The sequence below is a fragment of the Halpernia humi genome (assembly GCF_900108025.1).
In the GTDB taxonomy this organism is placed as follows: domain Bacteria; phylum Bacteroidota; class Bacteroidia; order Flavobacteriales; family Weeksellaceae; genus Halpernia; species Halpernia humi.
Window position 1 is genome coordinate 202,987 of record NZ_FNUS01000005.1, and the last position, 26,469, is coordinate 229,455.

Annotated in this window: 25 protein-coding genes; 14 read left to right on the plus strand and 11 right to left on the minus strand. The window is 33.9% G+C overall.

The window, feature by feature from the left end; translation table 11 throughout:
- Positions 1-224 precede the first annotated feature (224 nt).
- A complete protein-coding gene (locus C4S29_RS11035) occupies positions 225-3,077 on the plus strand; it encodes an alpha-amylase family glycosyl hydrolase (protein WP_103914145.1) in 2,853 nt (950 codons plus the stop codon).
- A gap of 72 nt (positions 3,078-3,149) precedes the next feature.
- Here the strand turns inward: C4S29_RS11035 and ribB are convergent, their stop codons facing one another.
- From ribB to C4S29_RS11050, 3 genes are all read right to left on the minus strand, one after another.
- Complete coding sequence (ribB, locus tag C4S29_RS11040; protein WP_103914146.1) at positions 3,150-4,271, minus strand: 3,4-dihydroxy-2-butanone-4-phosphate synthase; 1,122 nt, start codon at positions 4,269-4,271, stop codon at positions 3,150-3,152.
- A gap of 341 nt (positions 4,272-4,612) precedes the next feature.
- Entirely contained in the window at positions 4,613-5,020 is a 408-nt protein-coding gene (locus C4S29_RS11045; RefSeq protein ID WP_103914147.1) for a thiol-disulfide oxidoreductase DCC family protein, read from the minus strand.
- A gap of 5 nt (positions 5,021-5,025) precedes the next feature.
- On the minus strand, positions 5,026-5,514 hold the full coding sequence (locus tag C4S29_RS11050) for a heme-binding domain-containing protein (protein WP_103914148.1): 489 nt from the start codon (positions 5,512-5,514) through the stop codon (positions 5,026-5,028).
- Between the two features lie 166 nt (positions 5,515-5,680).
- Between C4S29_RS11050 and der the strand changes: the two genes are divergently transcribed.
- Together der and upp are read left to right on the plus strand one after the other, a co-directional pair.
- Complete coding sequence (gene der, locus C4S29_RS11055; protein WP_103914149.1) at positions 5,681-6,991, plus strand: ribosome biogenesis GTPase Der; 1,311 nt, start codon at positions 5,681-5,683, stop codon at positions 6,989-6,991.
- A gap of 354 nt (positions 6,992-7,345) precedes the next feature.
- Positions 7,346-7,996 carry a uracil phosphoribosyltransferase gene (gene upp, locus C4S29_RS11060; RefSeq protein ID WP_103914150.1) on the plus strand — a complete coding sequence of 217 codons (651 nt, stop codon included), beginning with the start codon at positions 7,346-7,348 and terminating at the stop codon, positions 7,994-7,996.
- A gap of 166 nt (positions 7,997-8,162) precedes the next feature.
- On the opposite strand, the gene C4S29_RS11065 is transcribed toward upp, so the two are convergent.
- A complete protein-coding gene (locus C4S29_RS11065) occupies positions 8,163-10,289 on the minus strand; it encodes a helix-turn-helix domain-containing protein (protein WP_103914151.1) in 2,127 nt (708 codons plus the stop codon).
- 129 nt (positions 10,290-10,418) lie between these two features.
- Entirely contained in the window at positions 10,419-10,931 is a 513-nt protein-coding gene (locus C4S29_RS11070) for a gamma carbonic anhydrase family protein (protein ID WP_103914152.1), read from the minus strand.
- 130 nt (positions 10,932-11,061) lie between these two features.
- Here C4S29_RS11070 and C4S29_RS11075 point away from each other — a divergent pair, with 130 nt between their 5' ends.
- The 4 genes from C4S29_RS11075 to C4S29_RS11090 all read left to right on the plus strand — a co-directional run bounded on the left by C4S29_RS11075 (position 11,062) and on the right by C4S29_RS11090 (position 13,628).
- Positions 11,062-11,940, plus strand: a complete 879-nt coding sequence (locus tag C4S29_RS11075; RefSeq protein ID WP_103914153.1) for a NifU family protein — start codon at positions 11,062-11,064, stop codon at positions 11,938-11,940.
- 34 nt (positions 11,941-11,974) lie between these two features.
- Positions 11,975-13,003 carry a ferrochelatase gene (gene hemH, locus C4S29_RS11080; RefSeq protein ID WP_103914154.1) on the plus strand — a complete coding sequence of 343 codons (1,029 nt, stop codon included), beginning with the start codon at positions 11,975-11,977 and terminating at the stop codon, positions 13,001-13,003.
- Positions 13,004-13,119: 116 nt separating this feature from the next.
- Entirely contained in the window at positions 13,120-13,341 is a 222-nt protein-coding gene (locus C4S29_RS11085; protein ID WP_103914155.1) for a hypothetical protein, read from the plus strand.
- 5 nt (positions 13,342-13,346) lie between these two features.
- A complete protein-coding gene (locus C4S29_RS11090; protein WP_146063313.1) occupies positions 13,347-13,628 on the plus strand; it encodes a hypothetical protein in 282 nt (93 codons plus the stop codon).
- A 100-nt stretch (positions 13,629-13,728) separates the two neighbouring features.
- On the opposite strand, the gene C4S29_RS11095 is transcribed toward C4S29_RS11090, so the two are convergent.
- Positions 13,729-14,940 carry a type IX secretion system plug protein gene (locus C4S29_RS11095; RefSeq protein ID WP_103914157.1) on the minus strand — a complete coding sequence of 404 codons (1,212 nt, stop codon included), beginning with the start codon at positions 14,938-14,940 and terminating at the stop codon, positions 13,729-13,731.
- Between the two features lie 86 nt (positions 14,941-15,026).
- Here C4S29_RS11095 and C4S29_RS11100 point away from each other — a divergent pair, with 86 nt between their 5' ends.
- Positions 15,027-15,665 (plus strand): MBL fold metallo-hydrolase, encoded by a 639-nt coding sequence (locus C4S29_RS11100; protein WP_103914227.1) that lies wholly within the window; start codon positions 15,027-15,029, stop codon positions 15,663-15,665.
- A gap of 92 nt (positions 15,666-15,757) precedes the next feature.
- Here C4S29_RS11100 and C4S29_RS11105 read toward each other — a convergent pair whose 3' ends face one another.
- Both C4S29_RS11105 and miaA read right to left on the minus strand, forming a co-directional pair.
- Positions 15,758-16,318, minus strand: coding sequence for a thioredoxin family protein (locus C4S29_RS11105; protein WP_103914158.1), 561 nt, complete (start codon positions 16,316-16,318; stop codon positions 15,758-15,760).
- A gap of 55 nt (positions 16,319-16,373) precedes the next feature.
- A complete protein-coding gene (gene miaA / locus C4S29_RS11110) occupies positions 16,374-17,279 on the minus strand; it encodes a tRNA (adenosine(37)-N6)-dimethylallyltransferase MiaA (protein ID WP_103914159.1) in 906 nt (301 codons plus the stop codon).
- Positions 17,280-17,500: 221 nt separating this feature from the next.
- Here miaA and C4S29_RS11115 point away from each other — a divergent pair, with 221 nt between their 5' ends.
- The 6 genes from C4S29_RS11115 to C4S29_RS11145 all read left to right on the plus strand — a co-directional run bounded on the left by C4S29_RS11115 (position 17,501) and on the right by C4S29_RS11145 (position 23,009).
- Positions 17,501-19,129, plus strand: coding sequence for an acyl-CoA carboxylase subunit beta (locus C4S29_RS11115; RefSeq protein WP_103914160.1), 1,629 nt, complete (start codon positions 17,501-17,503; stop codon positions 19,127-19,129).
- Positions 19,130-19,411: 282 nt separating this feature from the next.
- Positions 19,412-20,209: a pyrroline-5-carboxylate reductase gene (proC, locus tag C4S29_RS11120; RefSeq protein ID WP_103914161.1), complete on the plus strand. Its 798-nt coding sequence runs from the start codon at positions 19,412-19,414 to the stop codon at positions 20,207-20,209.
- A gap of 184 nt (positions 20,210-20,393) precedes the next feature.
- Positions 20,394-21,017, plus strand: coding sequence for a hypothetical protein (locus C4S29_RS11125; protein WP_146063314.1), 624 nt, complete (start codon positions 20,394-20,396; stop codon positions 21,015-21,017).
- Positions 21,018-21,197: 180 nt separating this feature from the next.
- Positions 21,198-21,581, plus strand: coding sequence for a hypothetical protein (locus C4S29_RS11130; protein ID WP_146063315.1), 384 nt, complete (start codon positions 21,198-21,200; stop codon positions 21,579-21,581).
- A 191-nt stretch (positions 21,582-21,772) separates the two neighbouring features.
- Entirely contained in the window at positions 21,773-22,240 is a 468-nt protein-coding gene (locus C4S29_RS11140) for a hypothetical protein (RefSeq protein ID WP_103914165.1), read from the plus strand.
- Between the two features lie 139 nt (positions 22,241-22,379).
- Positions 22,380-23,009 carry an NUDIX hydrolase gene (locus tag C4S29_RS11145; protein ID WP_103914166.1) on the plus strand — a complete coding sequence of 210 codons (630 nt, stop codon included), beginning with the start codon at positions 22,380-22,382 and terminating at the stop codon, positions 23,007-23,009.
- Positions 23,010-23,087: 78 nt separating this feature from the next.
- Here C4S29_RS11145 and C4S29_RS11150 read toward each other — a convergent pair whose 3' ends face one another.
- The 3 genes from C4S29_RS11150 to C4S29_RS11160 form a co-directional block, all read right to left on the minus strand.
- Entirely contained in the window at positions 23,088-23,468 is a 381-nt protein-coding gene (locus tag C4S29_RS11150) for a septal ring lytic transglycosylase RlpA family protein (RefSeq protein WP_103914167.1), read from the minus strand.
- Positions 23,469-23,777: 309 nt separating this feature from the next.
- Positions 23,778-25,079 (minus strand): 30S ribosomal protein S12 methylthiotransferase RimO, encoded by a 1,302-nt coding sequence (rimO, locus tag C4S29_RS11155; RefSeq protein WP_103914168.1) that lies wholly within the window; start codon positions 25,077-25,079, stop codon positions 23,778-23,780.
- A gap of 142 nt (positions 25,080-25,221) precedes the next feature.
- The gene (locus C4S29_RS11160) at positions 25,222-26,430 is read right to left on the minus strand and encodes a cation:proton antiporter (RefSeq protein ID WP_103914169.1); all 1,209 of its coding nucleotides are present in this window, start codon (positions 26,428-26,430) and stop codon (positions 25,222-25,224) included.
- Positions 26,431-26,469 lie beyond the last annotated feature (39 nt).

Genomic DNA, 26,469 nt, shown 5'->3' on the forward strand with positions numbered 1-26,469 from the left:
ATTGTGATGTAAAAAAAAATAATTGATGAAAGTGGCGAAAAAAATCATTTACTGCAAGATGCTGTTTACCAAAAGAGAACGCTACTTGCGGAAGTTTGAAATGGAAATAACGGGGCGATATAAAATCGTACTTTAATTTCTCAAAAGGAGCTATTAGTTAAAATATATTTTTGGTTTAATTGTTCAAATTTTTATATATATATTTACGACCTAAAACTATATTTATGATAAGAAAATTATATGCTTTGGCATTTGTATTTTTGATACAAATTTTTGCCTTTGCCCAGCAACAGACCGTTACTTACTCTATTTCTCCTGCAACCTTTAATGAGGATCAGAGTATTACAATCACCATTGATGGTAGTAGTGTGAATGAAGCAACTTGGGGAGTTACGAACAATGCTCTTTATCTTTGGGCCTGGTCTTATGACACAGCAACCAATACACAGATGGATTGCCCAACTAATGGTACTTGGACTGCCTCAAACGCGGCCAATAAGTTAACCTATAACGCAGGTTCAGACAAATATACTATTACTTTTGTGCCTAATGTGTTTTTTAACAGAACAGGAATTAATAGAATGGGCTTTTTAGTTAAAGCCATTGATGGAACTGGTGATAAAAAGTCTCAAGATAATTTAGTAAATATTGGTGCCTTCCAATTTACTTCACAGAATCCTAAAAAAGGGAGCACTACTTTTGTAACGCCTGGTGGAAGTTATCCTATACAATATAAAACTTCTGTTGCAGCGAATTGGGTTTTAAAAGCGAATGGAAACATTGTAGATACTAAAACTGCAACTACTTCATATAATAATTTTGGTTTTGCGATAAACGGTGATAATAACATGGAACTTACTGCTACAAACCCTTCCGATGGGTCTGTTTTGAGTTCTACTTTTACTTTGGCCAATACGCCAGTTGTAGTTTCTGCGCCAATCCCATCTTATATAAAACAGGGTATTAATTATGACCCTTCAGATAATACCAAGGTTGGCTTGGCACTATACGCACCGTTTAAATCTTATGTGCACGTACTCGGAAGTTTTAATAATTGGAGTGTGAGCAGTAATTATTTAATGAAAAAAGATACTGCAAACCCAGATCTTTACTGGATAGAAATCACAGGGCTTACACCAATGCAAGTATATACTTTTCAATATAGAACGAATGATGGTGTGAAAGTGGCAGACCCTTATTCACCACTTGTTTTATCACCAGATGACGACCCTTATATTTCAGCGGCAACTTATCCTAACAAACCTGTTTATCCTGCAGGGCAAGAATTTGATGTTTCTGTAATACAAACCGGTAAACCTGCGTATAATTGGCAAGTGAGCAACTTCGTAAAACCCGCTAAAGAAAACTTGGTGGTTTATGAAGCTTTGGTAAGAGATTTTACTACACAAAGAACTTGGCAATCTATGATTGATAAAATTCCTTATTTAAAAGGTTTGAATATAAATGCAATAGAATTAATGCCAATAATGGAATTTGATGGAAATAATTCTTGGGGTTATAATCCAGGTTTTCATTATGCTTTAGATAAAGCCTACGGAACTCCAGAAAAATTTAAAGAATTTGTGGATACTTGTCACCAAAATGGTATTGCCATTATTCTCGACATTGCTCTAAACCACGCGACGGGAAGATCACCGCTAGAAAGATTGTGGATGGATGATCCTGATGGAAATGGCTATGGAGATGTTGCTGCAAATAATCCTTATTTTAACCAAACCGCAAAACATACTTATAGTGTTTTTTATGATTTTAACCATTCTAAACCAGAGACAAAATATTATGTAAAACGCGTTTTAGCACAATGGATAAACGAATATAAAATAGACGGCTTCCGATGGGATCTTACAAAAGGTTTCACCCAAGCTTGTTCATCTTCAGATGAAACCTGCACAAATTCATACCAGCAAGATCGTGTAGATATTTTAAAAACCTACGCAGATTATGAATGGGCCGACGATCCTACATCTTACATTATTTTTGAACATTTAGGACAAGATAATGAAGAACAACAGTGGGCAAATTATAGAATAAATGAAGGAAAAGGCGTAATGATGTGGAATAAAATGACAGACCAATTTGGCCAAAATACAATGGGATACGCAAGTAGCAGCGATCTTTCTCGTGCCAATTATACCAATCATGGTTTTACTGGCGAAAGAACAATGACTTATGGTGAAAGCCACGATGAAGAAAGATTAATGTATAAAAACATTTCTTATGGCGCCACAAATGGCTCTTATAACGTAAAAGATCTTGCAACAGCATTGCAAAGACAAAAAGCATACGGCGCAATATTCCTAACGCTTCCTGGGCCAAAAATGATTTGGCAATTTGGCGAATTAGGTTATGATTTTAGTATTAACACCTGCTCCAATGGCTCCATTAGCAATAACTGCCGTTTAGATGAAAAACCAGTCGCATTTGCACTTGGATATGACCAAGATCCTGTGAGAAAAGCAGTTTATGATACTTGGGCGAAAATTTTAGAAATAAGATTAAAAAATAAAGTTTTTGAAACCAAAACATTTGCTATAAACTCTGGCGATTTAATGCCAAAACTATACATCTACGACGATACATTACCACCTACAAGTTTGAAAAATGTTGTAATACTCGCTAATTTGACGCTTACAGCACAAAACATTGTTCCAAACTTACCTTATGCCGGAAATTGGTATAATTTGATGGATAATTCTGTAAGAAATTTTGCTGCCACTACAACGCCTGTAACTTTACAGCCGGGAGATTTTATTATTTTAGGAAACCAACCTTCCGCAGCACTTGCAACGGTTGAAACAAACGCCGCAGATAATGCAGTAAAAATTCAATTGGCTCAAAACCCAGTTGCAAACGGGCTTGCAAACGTAAAATTGACAAATGCAAAAAACGGAACAATCTCAGTTTACGATTTAAGCGGGAAATTAGTTCAATCATTTATGGTTACTTCTGATAATGGAATACAGAGTTTAAGATTAAACAACGTAAAATCTGGCATGTATCTCCTTCAATTAAAAACCGAAAACGGAAATGCAGTTACCAAAATGATTGTGAAATAGTCAATCAGAACATTTAACAAAAAAAGCAGGAAAATCTTTCCTGCTTTTTTTATGTCTAAAACTTTTTTAAATTTATAGTTGAACCATTTCCGTTACTTCTACATCATAACCTGCAACAATTGGTTTCATATTTGGATTTTGTGTAATGACACGAAATTTATTCACACCCAGATTTTTCAGAATTTGAGTACCAATACCATAATCGTGAAAATTAGAAGCCAAAGTTGGGCGCGCTTCTCTCCCATTTTGAAAATCTAAAAACTGCTGCAATTTTCGCAATGTATTTTCTGAAGTTGAAACATTATTAATGAAAATAATAACACCTTTTCCTTCGTCGTTGATTTTTTTTGTTACTTTTTCCAGCAAAGGTTGTTCTCCTGTATTTAATCTGCTCAAAACATCAAAATAAGAATTTGAGGACTGCACCCGAACTAAAACAGGCTCATTTTGCACCCAACTTCCTTTCGTTAAAGCAAAGTGAATTTGGTCTGTACTTGTTTCTTTAAAGGCAAAAAATTTATAATCACCGTAGAACGTTTTCACATCTTTTTCTTCAATTCTCTCTATTAAATCTCCCTTTTTTAATTGATAATGAATTAAATCTTCAATAGAAATTATTTTTAAATCGTGCTTTTTCGCTAATGCATAAAGTTCTGGTAATCTTGCCATTGTACCATCATCGTTCATTATTTCGCAAATTACACCGCCTTCCTGCAAGCCTGCTAATTTGGTTAAATCAATCGCCGCTTCTGTATGGCCGGCTCTTTTAAGAACGCCACCTTTTTTTGCCCGAAGAGGAAAAATATGACCAGGACGCATAAAATCTTTCGGTTTAGTATTTTTATCCATTAATGCCATAATGGTTTTAGCACGGTCGCTCGCAGAAATTCCCGTAGAAACGCCTTCGCCTAATAAATCTACCGAAACTGTAAAAGCCGTTTCTTTTGGATCAGAACTTCTGGTAACCATAATATCTAAACCCAACTCATCACAGCGTTTTTCTGGCAATGGCGTACAAATTAAGCCACGACCATAAATCGTCATAAAATTGATTATTTCTGGAGTAGTAAGTTCCGCGGCAGAAAGAAAATCGCCTTCATTTTCCCGATTTTCATCATCTACAACGATGATTATTTTGCCATTTTTTAAATCTTCAATGGCTTCGGGAATGGTATTTAAAATAATATCAGACATTACAATAATTAAATTTCTGCAAAGATACTTACATTTAAAGCGGTAAGCAATTTTAAAAAAATATTTACCTTTTTTACTTTAAAAGAATTCCAAAAAAAATAATCTGCAAGTCCGCAATTCATTATAAATGTTTTTTATTGTTTACGAACTTTGCTAAGTGAAATCAAAGATTCGACGAAGTCAAACGCCTTTGTCAATGTTTTTATAATAGTTTTAAAGGAATTGATGAATCTTCGATATGCGACCTTAAAAACATCATTTAGACAGAGAATCAATAAAAATCTTTGCGTTTTTCGCGTTAAAAATTAGCATTATGATTGAAAGCGGACATCCAAAAAAAATTAATTATCAATAAATTTCTTCCTTTCTTGCGCAGTCGGTAAATAGCATTTTGCAGAAGCAATTTTCTGGCGGTTGGTAGAAATTAAATCATAAACTTTATCCCGAAAAAAACGTGGTATAATTTTAAAAAAACTGAATAATGAAAATACGCCACCCAAAAGCGAAGCGATTTTTAAAACTGCAGAAGATTTGGATAAATAAAAATGTTGCGGCGCGTAAAGATAAAGCGTATCGAAAGTTTTATTTTCTAAACCTCTTTCCGTTAAAAAATTTTGCCCGAATTCTGATTGCAATGCAGAAAATAAAAACAAATCATTTTTGTCATTTTTAAGAATCCAAGCGACCCAAAAATTACAAAAACCGCACTCTCCGTCATACAAAACATAATATTTCCCTGAATCTTTCAACTTTTTTACTTTTTAACTTTCACTTCTTCAACTGGTAAATTATAACCCACGCGCGTATCATTTTCAATTTTTTTAAAATAATTAATGAGGGTTACTTTTTGCTCTGCAGACAAATTAGCATTGGTATGAATTAAAACATAAGAATCTAAAGGCATTTCACCTTGCTCTATTTCTTCGGCTGCTTCAGATAATTTTCTTGCTTGTCTTTTCGGCTCATAAGTGGCGAATGTAGAAAAGTTTAAATGTTTTCTACCATCCTCAATATGGTTTTGCAAAAACCAAGCAACAGGCTGAATATTGGTGTACCAAGGATATTTCGTTTCATTAGAATGACAATCGTAGCATGAAGTTTTTATTAATTGAGCCACATTTTCGGGCGTATTTTTAATGCTTAAAAAATCGGTTCCTTTATTTACCGGCGGATTGGTTTTATCAATTCTAAAAAATTGAATAATAACGAATGCTACAAGAAGAACAATTAATACTTTTTTCATAATCTATTTTATAGGGTAAAATTACAAAATAATTTAAAGGAAATAGAATATAATCAAAATCTTAATTTCACTACTAATTTTCATTATTTAAACTTACCTTTGCAAAAATTTTTGGGCTTCAATACTTGAAGTAACCCATTAATAATTAATTTATTAAACAAAATTTATGTCAAACATTGTAGCCATTGTTGGCCGCCCAAACGTGGGGAAATCCACCCTATTCAACAGACTTTTAGAACGAAGAGAAGCAATCGTAGATTCCGAAGCAGGCGTTACGAGAGACCGCCATTATGGGAAATCTGACTGGAACGGCGTAGATTTCACCGTAATTGATACCGGCGGATACGACATCGGAACTGATGACGTTTTTGAAGTTGAAATTCGCAAACAAGTTCAACTTGCTGTGGATGAAGCCACTTCTATTATTTTCATGGTCAACGTTCATGAAGGATTGAACGATACCGATCAAGAAATTTTTGAATTACTTCGAAAAGCCAACAAACCCGTCTATTTAGTTGTAAATAAAGTTGATACAGCAAAAGAAGAACTCGCCGCAACAGAATTTTACCAGTTGGGCGTAGAATCTTATTTCACTTTATCTTCCGCAACTGGCTCTGGAACGGGCGAATTGCTAGATCAAGTGGTAAAAGATTTCCCAACCACAGAATACAAAGATCCATTTGAAGGCTTACCGAAAATTACCATTGCAGGCCGACCAAATGTGGGAAAATCTACTTTAACCAACGCACTTTTAGACGATAACAGAAATATTGTAACCGATATTGCCGGAACGACGCGCGACAGTATTCAAACTTTATACAATAAATTCGGCCACGAATTTGTGCTTGTCGATACTGCCGGAATGCGCCGAAAAGCCAAAGTAAAAGAAGATTTAGAATTTTATTCTGTAATGCGCGCCGTGCGATCCATAGAATTTTCTGATGTTGTAATTATAATGATAGACGCCACACAAGGTTGGGAAAGTCAGGATATGAATATTTTCGGTCTAGCCCAAAAAAACCGAAAAGGCATCGTGATTTTAGTTAATAAATGGGATTTGGTGGAAGATAAAACCACCAATTCTATGAAAGAATTTGAAGAAAAAATAAAATTTCGCATCGGTCAATTTACAGATATTCCCATTTTATTCGTTTCTGCTTTAACGAAACAAAGAATTCTAAAAGCGGTAGAAGTAGCAATGCAAGTTTATGAAGATCGCAAAAAACGCATCAAAACTTCAAAATTAAACGAAGTGATGTTGCCCATTTTCGAGCGCACGCCGCCGCCAGCAAATAAAGGAAAATACATTAAAATTAAATATTGTGTTCAACTTCCAACGCCGTCGCCGCAATTTGTATTTTTCTGCAATTTGCCACAATATGTGAAAGAAGCCTACAAAAGATTTACCGAAAATCAACTCCGAAACGAGTTTGGTTTCACGGGCGTTCCGATTGAGATTTACTTTCGACAGAAATAATTCCCCTTCTTTGAAGGGGTGGATTTTGCAAAGCAAAAGACGGGGTAGTTTTTAGGAGCAAGAAGGTTTTTTTACAAAATAACATTGGTCCCGCTTTTCATTCCAATCTGTCATTGCGAGCGGAGCGAAGCAATCCGTTGAAAAGAAGATTTTTACCGCTCGCAATAACAGGATTTTCCCTTCAATCGGGGCTATTTTCGAAGTTAATATTTCTGTTTCAAAAGAAGCATTGTAATCTTTAACTCAAACCTCATAGGTTTTTAAAAACCTATGAGGTTTTAAATAAGCAACAAGGTGTAATTAGAATTTTTAATCTATTATTTTTTTCCGAAATTAGCAACTCAAAACAAACTTATGCTTACTGAACTTTCAAACCAATTTTCTCTGGTAAATTCTTGGATCAACGATTTACGAAACGTAGAAATCCAGCAAGACAGAATGAAATTCCGAAGAAATATGGAACGTATCGGAGAAATTGCTGCCTTTGAAATCAGTAAAACTTTAGAGCAAAAAACCATAGAAATCACCACTCCTTTAGATAAAATTATTTCACAAGAAATTGCTGTTCAACCAGTTATTACTACAATTTTACGAGCAGGCGTTCCTTTATTTCAGGGACTTTTAAATTATTTTGATAAAGCAGATTGCGGTTTTGTTGCTGCTTACAGAAAACACGATGCGAATGATTATTTCAGCATCAAACAAGATTATCTCACTTGTCCAGATTTAAACGGAAGGCCTTTAATAGTCGCCGATCCAATGCTTGCAACGGGCGCAAGTTTAATAGAAGCCATAAAAGATTTATTGAACCACGGCAAACCAACTGAACTTCACATTGTTGCTGCAATTGCAAGCCGACAAGGTGTAGAAACCATTCAAAATGAATATCCAAATGCGAAACTTTGGGTGGGAATGATTGATGAAAAATTGACTTCAAAAGGCTACATCACGCCAGGCTTGGGCGATGCAGGCGATTTGAGTTATGGCGAAAAATTGCAGCGGTAGGAAGACTCTCGCAGATTTTCCAGATTAAAGATTAAAATTCCAATAAAATCTACGTCATTTGCTAAATCTGCAAGAAAAGATTTTTACAATTTTTGCGCTTGAATCACGCCTTGCGCCTTAAAATAAAAAGAATGCAAAGAATCTTGTGCCTTTGCGTTTAACCAAATCAAGCGTTTTCTTTCGCCTTCAAATAATTATAATGATTCAAAAGCAAACGAATTTCATTAAATTCAAAATCATTTGGCAGCGCGCTTTTCCAATCATTTAAAGATTCAAAAGAGTTTTTATTAAAAATTTCTTCAAAGGTTTTTAGTTTTTCTGTGGCAAAAATACGTTTCACATCCAGCACGCCTTGCTCTGCAAAGCGGGCCAAATGGCCATAAATGGTTTCTTTTACAAAGCCACGTTCCTTTGCAATTTCAGGAATGGTTTTGCCTTCCTCAAATAATTTAAAACTTAAAATATGCGTTGGGACTTTCACTATTTTAGTAGAAATTGGGACTTCATTTTTAGCATTAAATAATCTTTTTTCTAATAAATATACCCATTTTAAGCCTTTCAGATAATCTTCCAAATCGTCTAAAAATGTTCGCAAATCGTCGTTGTATGCTTTCAAACCTTTTACGCCTTTGGTTTCAGCATAAAATTCTTTCAGTTCGCTGAAAATCTTTTCGTTGGTATTATTAAAAAAGAAATTCACCGCGCCGACAGATTTATCTTCAATTTCTTGCCATTCTATTTTTCCTTGTGAAAATTGATAGGATTTTAAAACCAATATTTTTTCAAACTTCTCGTAAACTTGAACCAAAGAATCGGTATCAATTTTTAATTTTAAATACAGTTCATTGGCCCTTTTTTTATCTAAAAATCGGCTTTCTTGGGCAGAAGTATTCCATGCAGAAAGTGAATCTTTAAACCATTTGCAATCTGTATAGCGCAATACTTTCTGAATGCTGTAATCGAATTTTTCTGCATTCAAAATACTTTCGATTTGATTATTGGCTTTTGTTTCGCTTTGAAATGTAGAAATTCTTTTATCGCTAAAAATCACGTCGGGCGTAATTTTAGATTTCAAAACAATGCCTTCTAAAGTTCTGCATCGTGATAAAGCCACATAAACTTGCCCCGATGCAAAACTTTTTCCTGCATCAATAATCAGTCTATCAAAAGTTAAACCTTGAGATTTATGGATTGTAACGGCCCAAGCCAAGCGTATTGGGTATTGCTCAAAACTACCGAGAACTTCTTCTTGAATGTTTTTTTGCCCGTCTAGGCTGTATCTTTTTTGTTCCCAAACTTCCTTTTTTAATTTAATTTCTGTGTCGCTATCATCCAACAAAACGGTGACTTCATCATCATCCAAATAAGTTACTTCGGCTAATTTGCCATTAAAATAGCGCTTTTCTGTGGCATCGTTTCTAATAAACATCACTTGTGCCCCAACTTTTAACTCTAAAACATCTTCATTCGGATACTGGTTTTCTTTAAAATCCCCAACAATTTTGGCTTGATATTTAAAGAGTTTTGTCTTTAAATCTTTTATTTTTTTATGGTTGATTTCATCCGCCATCCTGTTGTGCGACGTAAGATAAACGTAGGCTTCTTCTTTCGGTTCAAAATCTGGAATATAGCGAGAATTTAGTTTTTCAAAATCTATTTCATCACAATTGCCATCACGAATTGAATTTAAAATCGATAAAAAATATTCATCGGTTTGTCTGTAAACTTTTTCTAATTCTATAGTAATAAATGGCAATTCTTTGATGGCTAAACTTTCAAAAAAGAAAGGTGATGCGTAGCATTTTCTTAATATATGCTCATCCCGAACAACGGGCGGAAGTTGGTATAAATCTCCTATAAAAAGCATTTGCACGCCGCCAAATTTCTGCTGATTTCTTCGGATTAATCTTAAAGAAAAATCCATCATATCCAAAACATCTGCCCGAAGCATTGAAACTTCGTCGATGATGACTATTTCTACTTCGCGCAACAGTTTTAATTTGTCTTTTCTGTATCGAAAGTGCGGCATTAAATCTGAAATATTCATTGCAGAATTAGTATCTACTCTTTCTAAAGTGGGTAAAAAAGTGCGAAGTGGAAGTCCGAACATAGAGTGAATGGTGACGCCTCCCGCATTGATAGCGGCAATGCCAGTTGGTGCAACCACAATGTGTTTTTTCTGGGTTTTTGCCACAAATTCATTTAGAAATGTGGTTTTGCCCGTTCCTGCTTTTCCTGTGAGGAAAATGCTGCGATTGGTGAATTCTAATAAATCAAATAAAGAATCGTTCATTCTTACAAAAATAGGAATTTGAAGTTTAAAAAATTACTTTTTTAATGAAGGAAATTTGTTCAGTTTTCTTTAAATCTAGATTCCAACCAATATAATTAAAAAGGCTAATAAACTCTTTTGTGTATCATTCTATTTATACCAACTAGAATATTTCACATAGTTATTCGCAATTCTCTCAATTTCGCCTTCCAAAAGTTCTGGGGAAGTATCTTTAATTTTTCTTGCAGGTGTTCCTGCCCAAACTTCACCAGATTTCACTTTCGTGCCTTGCGTTACTACGGAACCTGCACCAATTATTGAATTTTCTTCTATTAAACAATTATCCATCACAATGGCGCCCATCCCGATTAAAACATTGTCTTGAACTGTGCAACCGTGAACAATTGCGTTATGCCCGATCGACACATTATCACCAATTATCAAAGGAAATTTTTCAAAAGTGCAATGCAACATTACATTATCCTGAACGTTCACTTTGTCACCCAATTTTATAAAATTTACATCGCCTCTGATTACCGCATTATACCAAACGCTGCAATCTTTTCCCATTTCTACATCTCCGATGATTGTTGCTGTTTCCGCTAAAAAAGTATGTTCGCCGATGATTGGTTTTTTCCCTAACAGTTCTTTTATAAAAGCCATTTTAACGTATTTTTTTTAATTGAAATTAATACCACAATTTAAGCAATATAAATCATTTAAAAAATCTACTGCTATCACTTTTGTTCTGATTTTGAAAACGTATTTTTGCATAGTAAAATTAAATACCAAAATGCCACAGATAATATTAGAACCTACAGAAAACAAAAAAGTAATGAAATTCGTTACGGATTATACTTTAATCCCCGGTTCTGTAGAGTTGGATAGAGATTCAGACCTAAAAGAAATTCCTTTGGCGAAGGCACTTTTTAAATTTCCAGTTGTAGAAAAAATATTTATAACGGCTAATTTTATTGCAATCGCAAAAAGCGACGCCATTGAATGGGAAAATGTTGTAGAAGGTTTAAAGGACATTATTGAAGCTGAACTTTTAGAAAACCCAAGAATTTATGCTCAAGAAAAAAAAGATGAATATCAGGTTTTTTCTGAAATGACACCAAACCCGAATGTGATGAAATTTGTTTCCAACAAGGTTTTATTGCAAGGTTTTGTGGAAGTAAAAACAAAAGAAAGTGCGGCAATTGTTCCTTTAGCAGAAGCGCTTTATAATGAATTTAATTTCGTGAAAGAGGTTTTTATTTCAGATAATTTCGTAGCCATTACCAAAGACGAATCTGTGCAATGGCACGAAGTAATGGTTGCGGTTCAAACTTTTATTTATGATTTCTTGCAAGCAGGCAAAACAATTTCTGACGCACTACCACAATCTCACGAAAAACCAGTTGAAAAATTAATCGACAGAGAATACACAGAAACAGAACAAAAAATTTCTGATGTCTTAAAAGAATATGTTGCGCCTGCAGTAGAAGGCGATGGCGGGAAAATTTCTTTAATAGAATATGTAGAAGAAAGTAAAACTGCAAAAATGCTTTTGCAAGGCGCTTGCTCTGGTTGCCCAAGTTCCACGGCGACGTTAAAAGGCGGTATAGAAAACCTTTTAAAACAATTTTTACCAGAATTGGTGGAAAATGTGGAAGCCGTAAATGGATAAAAAATAATTAAAAAAAGATAATTACTAATTACTTATCGATATGAAAGGAATATTACTCGTCAATCTCGGTTCGCCAAAATCCACAAAAGTAAAAGATGTAAAAACCTATCTTGATGAATTCTTGATGGATGAAAAAGTGATCGATTATCCGTGGTTTTTCCGGTCGCTTTTGGTGCAGGGAATTATCTTAAATTTTCGGCCAAAAAAATCTGCGGCGGCTTACAAAACTGTTTGGACGGATGAAGGTTCACCTTTGATTGTTTACACCGAAAAAATTCAGAAAAAATTACAAAAGTTAGTTGACGTTCCTGTAGAAATCGGGATGAGATATGCACAACCGAGCATAGAAAACGGCATTAGAAAACTAAAAGAAAAAGGTGTTTCAGAAATCGTTTTGCTTCCGCTTTATCCGCAATATGCGATGAGCACAACGGAAACTGTAATTGAAAAAGCAGAAGAAGTTCGCAAAAAATACTTCCCGGAAATCAAAATTAATTACATTCAACCGTTTTATAATCGAGAAATTTACATCAATTGTTTAGCAGAAAGCATTCGCGAAAAATTACCAGAAAATTTTGATGCTTTGCAATTTTCTTATCACGGCGTTCCAGAGCGACATATATATAAAACAGATCCTACAAACACTTGTAATTTAACCGACTGTTGCTCGCGAGATAAAAACCCAAGCCACCAATTTTGCTATAGACATCAATGTTTCAAAGTAACGGAAGAAGTCATTAAAAAAATAGGTTTACCGAAAGAAAAAGTTTTGGTTACCTTCCAATCTCGTTTGGGAAAAGACAAATGGATGGAACCTTACACAGACGAAACGCTTGAAAATTTACCAAAAAAAGGCATTAAAAATCTTGCAATTGTTTGTCCGGCCTTTGTTTCAGATTGTTTAGAAACTTTAGAAGAAATTTCTGTAGAAGGCAAAGAAATTTTCGAGCATGCAGGTGGCGAAACATTTAATTATATTCCTTGCTTAAATGATGAAGACCGCTGGATCGAAGTGGTGAAAACCTTGTGCAAAGAGAAATTAAACGAATTCTATATTATTTAATTAAAAACTATTTTTTTTAATTTACCCCCTATTTTTTAGGGGTAAACTTTTTTATTTCGATATTTTGGTTTACTTTTGATAAATATTAGAGGGGTTGATTATAAATTTAGATAATTATGAAAACTAAAATAGATTTACTTACAGAAAGAATTACCAATTATTCACCAGATTTAATTGATGATTTACTGAGAATTATGGATGAATTGAAATTCCCAAAAATTAGTTTTATTCCACAATTTCAAATTGATGAGGTTTTGGATCGCTTGCGTTTTCATTCTACCAACCCAAATACAAAACTTGATCTATTTGAAAGTTTTGCTGAACTAGAAAAGTGTTAATTTCTGTGCCCACAAAACTCTATATTTCTTCGATTGCAAAAAATGACATTCGGCTCATTAAACGGCGACTTACGGCAGAAAATAAAGATAAAGGAAATTATTTCGTGAATGAAATAAAACATATCATTCTTAAAATAGCCGAAAACCCGAAAATTGCAGACATCGAATACGAAGATATTCGGGTATTCAATGTGAGTGAATTTAACATCAACATTCATTACCAATATAAAAAAAACGGAGAAGAACTACTTATTACTGCAATTTTTCAAAATAATAAAGAAGAATAAACTGCGATAATTTTGCATAAAAATTCTGTATTGTCAGAAATAATTTTGCAAACTTTTCGTGGCCAAAAATTGTGGGATTGAAAGAATATTTAAAGAAATTTTACCGCACCGCCCTCCTAGTTTCGCCATAACCAATCAAACCATCATAGTTTCTACCAAAAGGTTTGTAATACAAAAATGCTTGATATAAATTTTCGGTCTGCCAAAAATTACCATTAATTTCACCTAAATTTAAGACACCAGAAGCATCTTTTGTTGCCAAAATATAATTATAAAATCCCTGTTTTAAATAAATTTTTGCAGTATATCTTTTGTGTTCAGCATCATAAAACATTTGGCTATTTTTATCGGCCACGTAATCATTAAACTGTCCTAACACGTAAATTTCTTTATCTATTTTATCGGATTCAAGATTAAAGTAAACCCAAGAATAATCGGCTTCTTTATCGGCATCTCTTTCCGTTCCCAAGTCGCTTCGGCGGAAATAAAACGCGCCATTTACGTCGCCTTGGTTTTGATAATTTAGTGGATACGCCCAAACCGGATACAAATAAGTTTGATTTTTTCCATCAATAAAATCTGTTCCTGAAACCATATCAAAAGCCTGATTGATGACTTTGTTATCAAAATAATAAAACTCATTATTGCCCGCAAAAGCCAAATTTAATTGTTGAAATAAAACCTTGCTACCCAAACTTGAACTCGGTTTTTGGTTGAAAACACCATTTTCCCAATTGTTATTTTGAATGACATTTAAACTAATAGAATTCAAATTTGAAGACAAATCCGCACCGTTTGAAATGGCTTGAACTTCAACCCTTTGATTTAATTTTGGATTGGATAAATCTTGAAACCGCGTGATATTTAAGGCCAAATTTACACCATTTTCCACCACACAAAATCTTTTGGTAAATAGTGGATTGGATGGCGAATCTTTGTAAACAACCAATTCAAAATTACCTGAAATTTTGGGCCGAATTTTATCATTTGGAAAAGTCAAAGTGTAATTGGTATAAGCTTGCGTGGTGTTAAAAGAATACTGAAATTGGTCGATTAAGCCATTCAAACTTCCTGTCGCAAATTCTGTAAAAAACAAATTATCGTCTTCCCAATTTCTGTCAAAATGTTTGAATGTATATCTGTAAACTTGGCTGGAATTAGACAAATCATCGAACTTCAAAATCAGTTGATCATTAAAACCAATTACCGGCGTTTCATCGTTGGTTTTTGGGTTAAACAATTGAATGCTGTGAATATCTTGCGAAAAAAATAATGCCGCAAAAAAGAATAAAATAATTTGTAAAAACTTCATAAAACGAAGATAAGGAAAATTGATATGATGATGTGTCAATTTGAAAATTTACTAATTTGAAACTTCTTAAATTTGTAACAAAAAAAATGCTCACAATAAAATCTTTCACTTTCAATCCTTTTTCAGAAAACACTTACGTTGTTTACAACGAATTCAACAACGCATATATTATTGACCCTGGAAATTTTTCGCCGGCAGAAAATTTAACTTTAAAACAATTCGTCGCAGATAAGGAATTAAAAATTGTAAATATTTTATTAACTCATGCGCACATCGATCACGTTTTAGGTTTGCAATGGGCTTTTGATGAATATAAAGTGCCAGTAATGTTGCACGAAATCGAAAAAGAAATTTTAGACAGAAACCCGATTGATGCGATGCGTTTTGGCTTTCAATTTAAGGCTTTTGTGGGCGAAATTCTCTATTTAAAAGAAGGTGATATTTTAAAATTAGATGAAGATGAGTTAAAAATTTTGCATCTTCCTGGACATTCGCCAGGACATATTGCTTTTTCTAATGAAGCGCAAAAACTCATCATTTCTGGCGATGTTTTATTTGAAGGAAGCATTGGCAGAACTGATTTATACAAAGGCGACCACGCGCAACTTTTAGAAAGTATTCGGATGAAAATGTTTAATCTTCACGCCGAAACGCAAGTTTACAACGGCCACGGAAATCCTACAAATATTGGGTTTGAAAGAGATTATAATCCGTTTTTTAAATAAAAAGATGTGAGATATGAGATGTGAGATGTGAGATGTGAGATGTGAGATTGTAATTGTCTCATATCTCAATTCTAAAATCTCACATCTAAAGTCTAATTTTTCCACTTAATATTACAACCCAAACTTGGTTTTTGTAGTTCTTCCTGTTTTTCACCTGCCAAAAGATTTTCGAAAGCGATAATTAAATCTTCTCCCGTTACTTCTTTGTGATTTCCCGGACGCGAATCGTCCATTTGTCCGCGGTAAATTAAATCTAATTTATCATCAAAAAAATAAAAATCTGGCGTGCAAGCCGCATCATACGCTTTTGCGACACTTTGGCTTTCATCATATAAATAAGGAAATTTAAAACCTTCAGAATCCCGAAATTCTACCATATTTTCAGGGGAATCTTGTGGATATTTTTCAACATCATTAGAACTTATGCCAATAAATTCTATTCCTTTTGCGCCATAATCTTCATACAATTCCGCTAACTGATCGATGACGTGCAAAACAAACGGACAATGGTTGCACATGAAAATTACCAAAGTTCCTTTTTCACCTTTTAAATCTTCTAGAGATTGAAGCGCATTATTTTCACTCGGATTTGGCAGTTCGAAATATGGCGCTTTTGTACCGAGTTCAAGCATATTTGATTTTGTATCAGACATAATTTTAATTTGAAAATGAGTTAATATGAAAATTTTAAACTTTGAATTTTAAACTCTAAAATTTTAAAATATTGAGCAAAGATAAGACTTCTTCCCAAGAATAATCATAATTCAAAAGATGTACATTTTCTAATTTTTTATTCCAAGTGATTTGGCGTTTCGCATATCGGCGGCTGTTTTTTTTAATTTCTTCGATGGCAAAATCTAATTCCCAACTTCCTTCTAAATATTTGAAAAGTTCTGTATAACCAACGGTATGAAGTGGAACGAGATTTTTAAATGGTATTAAACTTTCTACTTCTTGCAGCAAGCCATTTTCTATCATTAAATCTACACGTCGGTTTATTTTTTGATAGATTATTTCGCGCGGCGCTTCCAAATTTATTCTAAATACTTCAAAATCACGCTTAGATTTTTGCTCACTAATATTTTCAGTATAAGTTTTCCCAGTTTGCCAGATGATATCAATCGCCCGCAAAAGCCTTCTTGGATTGTCTTTATCTACCAATTTAAAATAATCTGGATCTAAATTCTGCAATAAATTTTGTACATCTTCAAGCCCATTTTCTTGCCAAATTTTCAATAATTTTTCTTGATTTTCGGCGTTGGCTTCCGGCAAATCGTTCAATCCTTCTGCGACAGCTTTTTCATACATTCCGCTTCCGCCAACTAAAATTACCACATTTTTTTTACGAAAAATTTCATCTATTTTTTTTAAAGCATCTATTTCATATTGACCGATAGAATAATAATCTTCTACCGATAAATTACCAATAAAATGGTGTTTCACTTCCTTCAATTCTTCATCTGACGGAACAGCCGTACCGATTTTCATCTCTTTGAAAAACTGACGAGAATCACAAGAAATAATTTCGGTTTCGAAATATTTTGCCAATTTAATCGCCAACGAAGTTTTGCCAATTCCCGTAGAACCGATGATGGAGATTATTTTTTTAGCCAAAATATTTTTTTTTCAAAATTAATTAATTTAAACAAAAAAATCCCGAAAATTATTAGATTCTCGGGATTCTCAACTATTAATAAAATAAACTATTGATAAAAACTACTGTCCAAATACAAAACGACAAAATAAAATAAATATTGTCTCAAAAAACCAAATCGATAAAATTTCTTCATTTATTTTTTTAATTAAATCCTTATCTTTAAGACTTAAATAATTATATGGATCTAAAATTTAATAAACGCGAAGATATCAACAAACAAAAACTAGCAGAAATCAACTATTTGCTAAAGGAAATAAAAAAAGGCGGCGGTGAAAAACGCCTTCAAAAACAGCGCGATGAAGGAAAAATGACAGCAAGAGAGCGCATAGATTACCTTTTAGATGAAGGAAAAAATGCCATAGAAATTGCCGAATTTGCAGGATTTGAAATGTATGAAGAAGAAGGCGGTTGCCCTGCAGGCGGCGTAATCGTAAAAATGGGTTACGTTTCGGGTCGGCAATGTTTGGTTGTTGCAAATGATGCAACTGTAAAAGCCGGCGCTTGGTTTCCCATTACAGGTAAAAAAAATCTACGAGCACAAGAAATAGCAATGGAAAACCGCTTGCCAATTATTTATTTGGTGGATTCTGCAGGTGTTTTTTTACCCATGCAAGATGAAATTTTCCCCGATAAAGAACATTTTGGTAGAATTTTTAGAAATAATGCCAAAATGAGCGCGATGGGAATCGTCCAAATTTCTGCCGTGATGGGAAGTTGCGTTGCAGGTGGCGCGTACCTCCCAATTATGAGTGATGAAGCGATGATTGTAGATAAAACGGGTTCTATTTTCTTGGCAGGAAGTTATTTGGTAAAAGCTGCAATTGGCGAAACGATTGATAATGAAACTTTAGGAGGCGCAACAACGCACTGCGAAATTTCTGGCGTGACTGACTACAAAGCCAAAGATGATGCCGATGCATTGGACAGGATTAAAAATATTATGAAATCTTTAGGCGATTATGAAAAAGCAGGGTTTGATAGAATTGAAAGCCAAGAACCAAAGGAAAATCCCGATAATATTTTCGGAATTATGCCTATTTTACGCAACGAGCAATACGATACTTTAGAAATTATAAAATGCTTAACCGATAATTCTGAATTTGAAGAATACAAAGCAGATTACGGCAAAACCATTATTTGCGCCACAGCACGAATTGACGGTTGGAGCGTGGGAATTGTTGCCAACCAAAGAACTTTAGTAAAAAATGGAAAAGGAGAAATGCAATTTGGCGGCGTTATTTATTCCGATTCTGCGGACAAAGCGACGCGATTTATTGCCAACTGTAACCAACGAAAAATTCCTTTAATTTTCTTGCAAGATGTAACCGGTTTTATGGTCGGCTCCAAATCTGAACAAGGCGGAATTATAAAAGATGGTGCAAAAATGGTAAATGCCGTTGCAAATTCTGTAGTTCCAAAATTCACCATTATTACAGGAAATTCTTATGGCGCAGGAAATTACGCCATGTGCGGAAAAGCCTATGATCCAAGGTTGATTGTAGCGTGGCCTTGGGCAGATTTAGCCGTGATGGGCGGAAGCCAAGCCGCAAAAGTTTTGGCGCAAATACAAGAATCTACTTTAAAAAAGACAGGAAAAGTTTTGACTGACGAAGATCGCAAAATATTATTAGACGAAATTTCTGCGCGTTATAAAAAACAAACCGAAGCCACTTACGCTGCTGCAAGAATTTGGACGGACGCTATTATCAATCCGATTGATACCAGAAAATGGATTTCAATGGGCATTGAAGCGGCCAATCATTCGCCGATAACGGAAAAATTTAATTTGGGTGTGATTCAGGTGTAATTGAGTTTTTGAGTTTTTGAGTTGTAAAGTCGTTTAGTTGTGAAAAATCGGTGGTTTTTTCACTAAAATTTTATTGCGGTCTTTACAAAAAACGTTGGCTCGTCATTAGCCGAGATGAAATCTTTGCATGAAAAATTGAATTACTATTGCGAGCAGACCAACATAAAATTTTCAAATAGTTTTTTGATTTTTTCATTAAAATCGAAATATTATTAATTTAAAGTTTCTTATTAAAAAATATTTTAAAGCAAAAACCTTATTTTTGATTCAAATAAACCACAAATGAATAGCGAAAAAGTAGCCATTATTGGTGCCGGAAATCTTGGAAAATCTATTATTCAAGGCTTAATAGACACGAAAACTTATCCTTTAGAAAATATTACGGCAACAAAACGAAACTTAAAAAATCTAGAGCACTTTGAGAAATTAGGCGTAAAAATTACTTCTGATAATTCGGCGGCGATAAAAGATGCAGAATTGATTATTGTTGCCTTAAAACCGCACAATATTCTGGGTGTTTTAGCAGAATTGGCACCCCATATTAATCCGGAAAAACATATTTTAGTTTCGTTAGCGACAGGTATTTCTATTAAACAAATTAGAGAAAGTATTGGTAAAAATTTGCCAATTTACCGCGCCATGCCAAATACTGCGGCAGATGTGCAAGAATCTGTAACTTGCATTTGCAGTGAAGATTATAACATGGAAAGAAATGAAAAAGTAAAATCCTTTTTTAACGCGATTGGTTCTACCATACAGATTAATGAAGATTTAATGGAAGCCGCGACTGTAATTGGTGCGTGCGGAATTGCGTATGTTTTGCGATTTATTCGTGCGATGATCCAAGGTGGAATTGAGATTGGTTTTGATGCAAACACGGCCTCAAAAATCGTCACTCAAACGGTGAAAGGTGCTTCGGAATTATTAATCCAGCGGGAGCAACATCCGGAATATGAAATCGATAAAGTAACCACGCCAAAAGGTTGCACCATTGCAGGCCTAAATGAAATGGAACACAACGGTTTCAGTTCGGCATTAATAAAGGGAATTGTGACGTCTTATAAGAAAATTGAGAAATAATTTTAACTTGCGTAAAAAAAATTTTTGGTTGAGCATTTCTATTATTTCAAAGTTACCAAAATTGTAATCAATTGAATAATAAATTATTATGAAATTTTAAATTTGCAAAACTTGCATATATTTGAGAGTTAGCACCAATTTTATGAAACGACAACTAATAATCAACATAGGAATAATATTGACAGTGACAAGCTGTGCCGTATTCAATGCTGATTTACGATATAAACCGAACTCAATAGACGAATATTATTTTCCATTATTAAGTGCGGAATTTACTAAACGACAGAATGACTGTATAGAGAAAAAGGAATTTCCTTGTAATTTTCCTGAACCAAATGACACTTTAAGTGACTTTGTAAACCAGTGGTATTCCAAGCATTTAAAAAGTATGAAAGAACCTGTGCTCTACAAACTGCGAAATGAACACAAAAAAATAATTAGGTTTACACTTTTAGGAACTTGGTCAAATCCTATTTCATACAGAATAGAAAATAATAATGGACAAATTAAGGTGACATATAGTAAAACTAAAGGACTCGGTGGTTATGACGCTGGACGGACAATTAAACGCGAGCAGAAAATAATAAAATTAGAAACTTGGGAGAAAGTAATAGCGAAAATTGATAGTGTAAATTTTTGGAATATTGAAACTCACGACCCAAATATGATACTTGACGGGGAAGAATGGATTTTAGAAGTGTTAATTAATGAAAAATATCACTTTGTAACACGAAATAGTCCAGAAAATTATGGTGGAAAAGAGTATGCCGAACTCTGTAAATTTGTGACAAATGCAATTAAAGAATAAAAAACTGGTGCTAACAGCCGTTTGGCAAGATTGCTAATTTTGTAGTAAATGCACGTTTACATTTCGCAAGAAATTTTATCTTTAACAGAAAGTAATTCGTTCTGAACTTCGTAACTGACGAGAAGCGGCGGAACTTTAGCTGCCATGCTTAACCAACGACCAGACACAACATATTTCAAAATGGACGAAAGGACAAAAGAGATTGTAAAACGCTTTAGCGACTCATGGACTGAGACAGAAAAGTTTTATGACGACCTTATTGCCAACTATCCAGGGTTTGAACGACTCAAACGCATTAGACAATTCATAGCGACTTTAAAACAAAATGGCGATGACAAACATTTTCGACTTGGAACATCAGTTCACATGTTACTTATTTCTCGTTCTGTCAACCACGGACTTCGTTTAGACCAAAAACATATAAAAATTGACGCTTTTGACAATAAGTATGAAGTAACCATGCGTGACGGTGACAAGGTTTATAGACAATATATAGTTGACAATTTAGACGACATTAGAGTAACAAAACTTTTACGAACACTTAAAGACATACTCATTGACTAAGACAGAAGAACAGACAGCTAACAAAGGGTTTGCAAAAGCCGGGGTTTCGTGCCTCTATGACAGTGAAGTGATAAATTCAAGTTTTGTGCATCTAATGAAGTTTAGTGTTGAAAAAACCCGCCTTCGCAAAGCGGCAAAACGTTATCTGCTATCTTATAAAAATCTCGTGTAAATAATTGAATATTAAATAAATGAAGAAAAATTTATTAATCTTGACTTTAACATTTGCAAACATAATTTACAGTCAAACAAACTATAAAAAAATTGAAACCGAAAAATTGAATCCCGAAAAAGTTCAATTATCACAAGAATTCATTCAAACATTTATAAATAAATGTGAAAATAAAGATTATACGGAATTTTCAGAATTTAATCTACCTTCGGAATTTAAAAAGTTTCTAAATTTAAAATTAGAAGAAGTTTGCTCGAATAATGAAAATAAACTTGGAAAAATTAGCCTTCAAAACTTGAATTCTGCATATAAAGACAAATCTTCTTTGATTGGTGGAGAGGAACTTTACATTTTTGATGCAAATACTGAAAAAAATAAAGAAACTAAATATTTAAGTGTTTGGATTTCAAAAGAAAATCAAATTAATGGAATTGTTTTAACCTCGCACAAACCATTAAAAATAAAACAAAAAAAAGACAGCAGATAATAAAAGTTATTAAAAATAAAAAACTATTTAAATCGCTTGAAACTTGTGCCCCTTCATATTTTGTAATCAAATCAAAAGATGAACATTATTTAACTTTACCTTTTCAAATTCTTAAAACAAAATGCCGTAATTTTACATTATGCAAACTTTTGGGAGAGATTTATTAGACAAGATTAGAAATGCTAAATTAGAGGGCGAAAATGCACACGCCCTTTACTCGCCGCCGTACAGAGCGGTTTTGACGGAGGAAGAGATTTTAAAAAATAAGCCGAAATTGGCGGCCGTAAATATTTTATTATATTTAAAAAACAACAGATGGTATTTTCCATTAATTATCAGAAGCAAAAACGAACGCGATAAACACAGCGGACAAATCTCTTTTCCAGGTGGTAAAAAAGAAGATTCAGATCATAATTTTGCACATACTGCAAAACGCGAAACCTCTGAAGAAGTGGGGATTGATGCGCATTACATTAGAATAATTCGTGAAATTTCACCCATTTATATTCCGCCAAGTAATTTTTATGTGCACGCCTTTGTTACATACACTAAAAAAAATCCAGTATTTCAATTGCAAGAATCTGAAGCCGTAGATTTAATAGAATTTCCTGTAGAATCTTTATTAAATTTAACAATGAAACCCGAAACGAAAATCCTAAATTCTTCGCGTGGTGTGGAAGTTCCGGTGATTAATTTTAATGGTTATGAGATTTGGGGCGCTACTTCCATGATTTTGAGCGAGTTCAGTTTGGTGTTGAAAAACATGTAATTTTGAAATACTTTTAAATTAAAGCACAAAAAAAAGAGTCTGCAATTGCAAACTCTTTTTTGTTTTATAAAATGTGAACTAGTTTTCTTTTACAACTTCATATTCTATCGGCATTACACCGCGATCAAGGTTTCCGATTTCATCAAACGCCGCTTTAGATAAATCCATTGCTCGCGATGTGTGATAAGGTCCTCTATCGTTAATTCTTACAACTACACTTTTGTGGGTTCTGAGATTAGTAACTTTTACTAATGTCCCGAATGGAAGTTTCTTATTGGCCGCTGTTAATTTTTTATTACTAAAAATTTCGCCGCTTGCTGTTCTTCTACCATTAAATTTATCGTGATAATAAGATGCATAACTTGTTTTTACACCTTCCTCTGAAGCACCATTCTTAAATGAATAAATACCGAGAGTTGAAACGATCATTATGATTACGAGAATTACTCTTTTCACCATTTTGAATATTTTTTTTGGTTTTACTTCTGCAAAGATATTTCGTTTTTGAGGTATGCAATAATTTCAAGCCTCTACTCTGTTAAAGTTTTGTTAAAAAACCAGGTTACCATCGTGTTTTCCCTTTGATAAAGGCTTTTGCGAAAGGTTGTTAAAATATGTTAAAAACAAGGGTGAAAAGTTAATAGAATTAACTAAAAATAGCAAATTCTTTATGAGACAATAAGTTAACCAATTGAAATACAATTGTTTAACTGAAAAAATCTCCCCCGATTTCGAAGAGATTTTTTTCTGTGTTTTATTTAAAAAATTTTAGACCAATTCGCCAATTAAATCAAACTCTTCGGCAGAAGTGATTTTTACTTCGGCAAAATCGCCAACAGAAATATAGATATTTTCGGCAGGAACGAGCACTGTATTATCAACGTCTGGCGAATCAAATTCTGTTCTACCAACGAAGTAATTTCCTTCTTTGCGATCAAACAAACATCTAAAAGTTTTTCCCACTTTCTCTTGGTTTTTCTCCCAAGAAATCTGAGATTGCACTTCCATTATTTCTTCTACACGTGCATCTTTCACATCTTGTGGCACATCATCATCCAAAACAAAAGCAGTGGTATTTTCTTCGTGCGAATAAGTGAAACAGCCCAATCTATCAAAACGTTGCGCTTTTACCCAAGCTTTCATTTCCTGAAAATTCTCTTCTGTTTCACCAGGAAAACCAACAATAAGCGTTGTTCTAATCGCCATATTTGGTACTTTTTCGCGAAATTTATCCAAGAGTGCGTTGGTTTTTTCGTGTGAAGTTCCGCGTTTCATATCTTTTAAAACCTTAGAATTGATATGTTGCAAAGGAATATCGATATAGTTACAAATTTTAGGTTCTTCTCTGATAATATCTAAAACATCCTCTGGAAATCCTGTCGGAAAGGCATAATGCAAACGAATCCATTCTATTCCGTCCACTTTTACTAATTCTTTTAGCAAATCGCCAAGCGCACGTTTTTTGTAAATATCTAAACCATAAAACGTAAGATCTTGTGCAATTAAAATAAGTTCTTTTACGCCTTTTGCGGCTAATTTTTGGGCTTCTAAAACCAAATTTTCAATAGGCGTTGAAATATGTTTTCCCCGGATCAAAGGGATTGCACAGAAGGAACAAGGTCTGTCGCAACCTTCAGAAATTTTTAGATAAGCGTAATGTTTTGGTGTGCTCACCATTCTTTCGCCCACCAACTCGTGTTTATAATCTGCGCCCAAATGTTTTAACAACAAAGGTAAATCGCGTGTTCCAAAATATTGATCTACATCAGGAATTTCGCGCACTAAATCTGGTTTATAACGCTCTGAAAGACAACCAGTCACAAATACTTTTTCTACCTCGCCGCGGTTTTTAGCCTCCACATAATCTAAAATAGTATTGATGCTTTCTTCTTTTGCATTGTCTATAAATCCACAAGTATTAATCACCACAATATCGCCCCGATCTTCGTGCACCACGTCTTTTCCGTTGGCTTGCAATTGCCCCATTAGAACTTCAGAATCGTAAACATTTTTGGAGCAGCCAAGAGTGACGATATTTATTTTTTTTTGGCCGGTGGATTTTGTGCGCATAATTTTGAGATAATAGACTGATAGATTTTAGACTAATAAAATAAACAAATTGGCTGATTTATTCAACGACAAGTTGCTGTTTTTCAGGATGCGAATTTACGTATAAAATAGAATGAAAAAAAATGAAGCGAGAATTAAAAAATTAAACCGTAACTTCTTCAACGGAATCTACTAATTTTTCTTTTTCATCTTTTTTGTTGCTAAGCATCACGCCAATCATCATAATAATAGTGGTCATCAAAATAACTTGAATGATAATGGATTGGTTTAAAAATGGAATTTTGTCTGCAGGAATAATGGCTAGAAAAAGCAAGATAGTAATTAAGCCTCGTGGCGCAATAAAAACCAAAGGTTGCACTTCCATTTTGGTTATTTTTAACAAGAAAAACCGAACTACAAATATTAAAACTACGATGCTAACCGACCATTCTAATGAACTTACATTTATAATATCGTCTGTCTCCAAAACAAATCCCAATACCAAAAAGAAGAGCGATCTTACAACGAATGTGGCTTCTATCACAACATCTTTAAACAAACTTACCTCTCGAGTTAACCTCGTGAAACGCACATTTTTTAAGAATTTTACGCCTCGCAATTCATCAATATTACCTAGAACCAAACCAAAAAATAAGATAAAAATTAAAGCAGGAAGATGGTAAATTTTAGAAATTTCATATATTAAAATAATGGAAATAATGATGGGCCCATATTTAATATGATGGTCTATTTTTCCTAATAAAATAGCGAGAATTAAAGACGCTACTATCGAAATTACAATCATTAATAAAAACTGCCCTATGAAATGAAAACCACCAGAAAGCGTAATTGCAGTACCAAAAGTGGCGAAATTAAAAAATATAACGCCAACGATATCCGACAAACTGCTCTCGTAGATGATGAATTCTCGTTTTGCGCCAGATAAATTCACAGCACTTGGGATGGCAATAGAACTACTAATAATACAAAATGGAATCACATTTATTAATCCTTCACGAATAGGAATATCCCATTCATAATAAAGCCACGCTGTAGATAAAGCACTCATTATGAGCACAGAAGACGTAGAAATTAATAAGGTTCTTGCGACTAAACTTTTTTTAGAGTGGTTTAATTCTAATTCTAAAGAGCCCTCTAAAACGATTAATATTAAACCTAAAGTTCCCAAAATAGGCAAGATTACATTTAGATCTGGAATTACAAAACCAGAAAGCCCACTGATTTGATTGATGACCCAACCAATCGCCAAAAGTAAAATTACAGATGGAATTTTTGTGAATTTCGTAGTAATATCAAAAAAATAAGATATTAATAGAAGAACGCAAATAGAGATGATAACGGTTTCTGCCATAGCGCAAATATAAACAAAAAGGCTTTAAGAAAATGAAGC